The sequence below is a fragment of the Actinospica sp. genome, from assembly GCF_035552695.1.
Lineage (GTDB): Bacteria > Actinomycetota > Actinomycetes > Streptomycetales > Catenulisporaceae > Actinospica.
In genome coordinates this window covers 1-4905 of the sequence record NZ_DASZKT010000128.1, presented here as the reverse complement: position 1 = coordinate 4905, position 4905 = coordinate 1, and the positions used below count along the sequence as shown (strand labels likewise).

Genomic DNA, 4905 nt, shown 5'->3' with positions numbered 1-4905 from the left:
CCCAGTGGGATTTCTGGACGTTGTCGCCGGAGACCGCCCACCAGGTCGCGATCCTGATGTCCGACCGGGGGACGCCGCGGACGTTGCGGAACATGAACGGCTACAGCAGCCATACGTACTCGTGGATCAACGCCGCGGGCGAGCGCTATTGGGTGAAGTACCACTTCAAGACCGTCCAAGGGGTTGAGAACTTCACCCAGGCTGAGGCTGACGCGATGGTCTCCGAGGATGCCGACTTCCATCGGCGGGACCTCTGGAACGCGATCGCCGCCGGTGATGCCCCGGAGTGGCGTCTCGAGATGCAGATCATGCCCTTCGAGGAGGCCGCCGATTACCGCTTCAATCCGTTCGATCTGACCAAGGTGTGGCCGCACTCCGACTACCCGCCGATCACGATCGGCCGGATGGTTCTCGACCGGAATCCCGAGAATCACTTCGCGGAGGTCGACCAGGCCGGGTTCGCGCCGGCGCGGCTCGTGCCGGGGATCGGTCTCAGCCCCGACAAGATGCTGATGGGCCGGATCTTCTCGTATCACGACACACACCTGCACCGGATCGGTGCGAACTACGAGCAGCTTCCGATCAACCGGCCGCTGTCGCCCGTCCACTCATACAACAAGGACGGCGCGATGACCTACCGGGACAACGACGGACAGCCGGTGTACGCGCCGAACTCCTACGGCGGCCCGAAGGCCGATCCGGGCACGGAGCTGCCGACCTGGCAGGTCGAGGCCGGCGAGATCGGCCGCTACGCCTACGAGAAGCACGCCGACGACGACGACTCCGTGCAGCCGCGAGCGCTCTACCGTGACGTGCTGAGCGACACGGACCGTGAGCACCTCGTGTCGAACATCGTCACGCACGCGAGCGCGGACGTGAGCGATGACGTGCGGCGCCGCGTCATCGGCTACTGGACCAACGTCGACGCCGAACTCGGCGCCGGTGTGGCCGCCGGCCTCGGCAAGGCCGACGGCAGCGGCAACGGCGCCGCCACCCTGGCCGATACCGCGGTTGCCCGCGGAGGTGCAGGATGACCGCTCTCATCCGCAAGCTCACGGTCGAGTTCATCGGGACGTTCTTCCTGGTGTTCACGGTGGGCACGGCTGTCGCCACGGCGGGTACCCTCGCGCCGCTGGCGATCGGCTCCGCCCTGATGGTCATGGTGTTCGCCGGTGGCCACGTCTCTGGCGGGCACTACAACCCGGCGGTCAGCACCGCAGTGTTCGCCCGGGGGAAGCTGACCGGCACTGAGTACGTCAGCTACGTGGTGACTCAGGTCGCGGCCGGGATCCTGGCGGGTCTGCTCGTCCGAGCGGTCGGCTACGCCCCGCACAGCGCGGCCGCCGTGGCCGGCACCGGCAAGATGCTGCTGGTCGAGTTCCTGTTCACGTTCGCGCTCTGCTACGTGGTCCTGAACGTCGCGACCGCGAAGGGCACGGAGAACAACTCGTTCTACGGCCTGGCGATCGGCTTCACCGTGGCGACCGGTGCGTTCGCCGTCGGGAAGATCTCCGGTGGAGCGTTTAACCCGGCCGTCGCGTTCGGCGCCTCGGCACTGGGGCTGTTCACGTGGAGCCACATCTGGATCTACCTGCTCGCCGAGTTCGTGGCGGGCGCCGTGGCCGCCGGGGTGTTCCTGCTCACGCAGCCGGCCGAAAGGCCAGACAGGGAACTGCGCTCCGCTGCGCCTGACGGCGGGATTGCCTCCCGGCGCGTCGAGGGCACGGCGCGCGGGATCGCGGGCACGGCGCGCTGAGCCGGTAAGGACGCGACCATCCACACACTCGAGTGCTCCACGCTCGGCGGCACCTCGCTCGCGTCGCGCAGACGCGAGGCCGAGTACGGAGCGCTCGAGACGTGCATTGGGATCCAGGCAAGGATGCCCGGGTGGGCCGGCGCGGCTCGCCTCCGCTCGAGCTGGTGGCCGTGGGGCTCGACCACACGACCGCAGGAATCGAGCTGCGCGAGCGGTGGCGTTCGCCGACGCCGAGATCCCGCGGCGCGATGCCAACCGACGGTCGGTGCACGTAGCCGAGCGGCCGGCGGGCTAGCGGTTGCGGGTGAACTGGGTGCCGCCGGCCACGTGTTCGCGGCGCTCGTAATGGATGGCTCGTGAACCGCTCGTCAGGTGCCGGCCGCGAATGTGTGTCCGGCTGAGAGCTCGGGGGGTTGTCCGAATCGGCTGAACAGTGCGGGCTCGGGGAACAGCGAGATGCGGGTGAGGTGAGTTCGGGTCGTGTCCAAGACGACGATCGCGAAGGGGCGGTAGCTGTTACCGGCGTCGAGGTGGTAGGCCGCGGCGGCGAGCTGGCCGTTGGCGTGGAGGGGAACCATTCGCCAGTCGCGGGCCTGGCCGATGGCCTGAGCAGCGATGAACGGCGCGCATGTTGCCTTGCCGGAGAACCAGGCTGCCGTGCCGGCCATCTCCAGGATGGCGTCGTCGGCCAAGAGCCGCTCTATCTCTGCCATATCTGACTGCTCGAACGCGGCCATGTAGCGGTCGAGGAGGCGACGCGCGCGTTCGTCGGTGGGTTCGGCGAGCTCCTCGTCGCCCATGGTGTGCTGCTCCAGTCTGGCGCGGGCTCGCTGGAGCAGGCTCTTCAGAGCGGCGACCGACACGCTCAGCACGGCCGCCGCCTCGGCGCCCGGCCGATCGAGGACGTCGCAGAGGAAGAACGCAGCGCGCTGGCGTGGCGGCAGGATCTGCGCCGCGGCGACGAGCGCGAGACGCAGGGTGTGGCGAATGGCGACCACCTCTGCTGGGTCGGCGCGGTCGTCAAGTACCAAGCCGTCGGCAATCGGCTCCAGCCAGGCAACATCGCGTGCCGCGTGGGCGGCGGACGCGTAGGGGTCGGATGATGGCGGCCCCAGCCCGGAGGGCAGCATGCGGCGTTGGCGACCGTTCAGCGAGGTCAGGCACACGTTGGTGGCGATGCGATACAGCCAGGTCCGCATCGAGGAGCGTCCCTCGAAACGGTCGAACGCTCGCCAGGCGCGAGTGTAGGTCTCCTGTACCAAGTCCTCGGCGTCGTGGGCCGAGCCGGTCATTCGGTAGCAGTACGCAAGGAGCTCCCGCCGGTACGCGGCGGTCGCTGCCTCAAAACGGTTGGGTTCCACGCCGGTCATCGCCATCGACATGTTGACTTCCGCGGTCCCTGAAAGGAATCGGTCGGTCGCGCGATTCTTTGGCGGCCGTCCGCGAGTCAACACGTGTATGACCCATCCCGATCATCCGATCCTCACCAACGCCGTGCGGTACATCCTCGACGGCCCCCATCTCAGCATCCTGGCCACCACCGGCACCGACGGGACGCCTCAGACGTCGGTGATCTTCGTCAAGCGCAACGGCGACGAGATCCTGTTCAGCACCATCAAGGGCCGGCGCAAGACGATCAACATGAGCCGCGACTCCCGGGTGAACCTGCTCATCCACGGCCTTCCCGTCGACCGCCCAAACTACGCCGGCGACGGCCCCAACTACGCCACCATCTATGGCACCGTAGAACTCACCGACGACCCCAACGGGGCGTTCCACCAGGAGATGTACGACATCCACATGGGCGGCGCGACCCCTCCCCCTGAGCCGGGCGCGCAACGGGTGATCGTGCGTATCGTCCCCCACCGCGTCTATGCCCCGACGTTTCCAGGCCCCCCAAACGCGGTCGAGAGCGCAGATGAACAGCACGCTCAGGATCCATAGGCCGTCCAGCAGCACGGGATCCATGAAACCTCCCTTGGATGGGTTGACGTGTGCTGCTATTCGAGCCGCGAGCGGCCGCTGACGCGGAAGAGCTGGCAGCTACCGCACGCGCGCCGTCATGTCCGCGGAGCAGGTTCCTCGTCGACGGCGTCGAGACGCCCGCCGCAGTGCGGATGCGAGAGCGACTTGAGTAGCCCTCTGGCGATGACTCCGGCCGCGTGCAAGAGTCTGTGGGGTCTTGTTGCGAGTGTTCGACGCCCAACTTGAGAAGGGCAAGAATCCAGGTGCATGGACGTGCGTGGTGATCGACGACGTGCACGAGCTCTTCGCTACCCGCGGGCTTGTCAAGATCCGCGGTGCGATTGATGGCGAGCCGTTTACGAGCGCGCTGATGGCGCAAGGCGACGGCACCCATAGGCTCCCGGTCAAGGCCGCGTTGCGGAAGACGATCGGCAAGGAAGCCGGCGACACCGTTCATGTCCGGATCGACGAGCGGATTGGCTAGCTGCTGTCCCGGCGTTGCGCTTGCCGCGCATTGCGCGGCTCACGCCGAAATGTCGCGGGTACCTGCGGCTGATCGAGAGCAGGTTTGTGCGACCCAGCCAGAGCGTCACTGTCAGCGCGGTGGCTCTCGACGAGACCGCTGCGTATCGTGGGAGCTGCTGCGCTCATAGATCGGCGCCGTATGGCTGGGTGATCAGTTCGAAGTGATGCCCGGACGGGTCGTCGAAGTAGACGCCCCGTCCGCCGTGGTTGGTGTTGATCTCTCCCGGCGCGTGGCCAGGACCAGCCCGGTACGGCACGCCGTTAGCCTTGATGCGCTCAAGCGCGCGGTCAAACACGTCGTCGGAGACGAGTAGTGCGTAGTGCTGGCCGGGGAACTCCACGCCGGGCTCGGCGTAATCGAGGCGGATCCCGTCGTCGAGCGTGAGGCTGAGGAACGGTCCCCGCGCGTAGCGCGACGCTTCGACGCGTTGCCCAGAGGCGCGCGGTGACGTGAAAGCGGGACCGTGCCCTCCTGAGCGGTGGGCGACACGTGACGGAACCGGCGTACGCTGGCGCCGGCTTGCAGTCCCGGCGCTGCCGACACGGTGGCTAGATGGACCAGAGGGCTTGGGTGGGTGAGAGGCGTGCGGCGCGGAGGGCGGGGATGAGTCCGGCGACCGCGCCGATGAGGAGTGAGGCGGTGATGCCGCCGGCCCAGG

General features: G+C 67.7%; 5 protein-coding genes and 1 pseudogene. 4 read left to right on the top strand and 2 right to left on the bottom strand.

Annotation, left to right across the window (positions count from 1 at the left end; all coding sequences use genetic code 11):
- Both VG296_RS16105 and VG296_RS16100 read left to right on the top strand, forming a co-directional pair.
- On the top strand, window positions 1–1034 hold a 1034-nt coding region (locus tag VG296_RS16105; RefSeq protein WP_325566541.1), incomplete at its 5' end, for a catalase.
- A complete protein-coding gene (locus VG296_RS16100) occupies window positions 1031–1756 on the top strand; it encodes an MIP/aquaporin family protein (protein WP_325566540.1) in 726 nt (241 codons plus the stop codon). The genes VG296_RS16105 and VG296_RS16100, both read left to right, overlap by 4 nt.
- A 368-nt stretch (window positions 1757–2124) precedes the next feature.
- On the opposite strand, the gene VG296_RS16095 is transcribed toward VG296_RS16100, so the two are convergent.
- A complete protein-coding gene (locus tag VG296_RS16095; protein WP_325566539.1) occupies window positions 2125–3138 on the bottom strand; it encodes an RNA polymerase subunit sigma-70 in 1014 nt (337 codons plus the stop codon).
- Window positions 3139–3214: 76 nt separating this feature from the next.
- Between VG296_RS16095 and VG296_RS16090 the strand changes: the two genes are divergently transcribed.
- Both VG296_RS16090 and VG296_RS16085 read left to right on the top strand, forming a co-directional pair.
- Window positions 3215–3700 (top strand): PPOX class F420-dependent oxidoreductase, encoded by a 486-nt coding sequence (locus VG296_RS16090; RefSeq protein ID WP_325566538.1) that lies wholly within the window; start codon window positions 3215–3217, stop codon window positions 3698–3700.
- A 238-nt stretch (window positions 3701–3938) separates the two neighbouring features.
- On the top strand, window positions 3939–4205 hold the full coding sequence (locus VG296_RS16085; RefSeq protein WP_349259575.1) for a DUF1905 domain-containing protein: 267 nt from the start codon (window positions 3939–3941) through the stop codon (window positions 4203–4205).
- A gap of 163 nt (window positions 4206–4368) precedes the next feature.
- On the opposite strand, the pseudogene VG296_RS32890 reads toward VG296_RS16085, so the two are convergent.
- Window positions 4369–4632 (bottom strand): annotated as a pseudogene (locus VG296_RS32890) (VOC family protein); the annotation flags it as partial.
- Window positions 4633–4905: the final 273 nt, after the last annotated feature.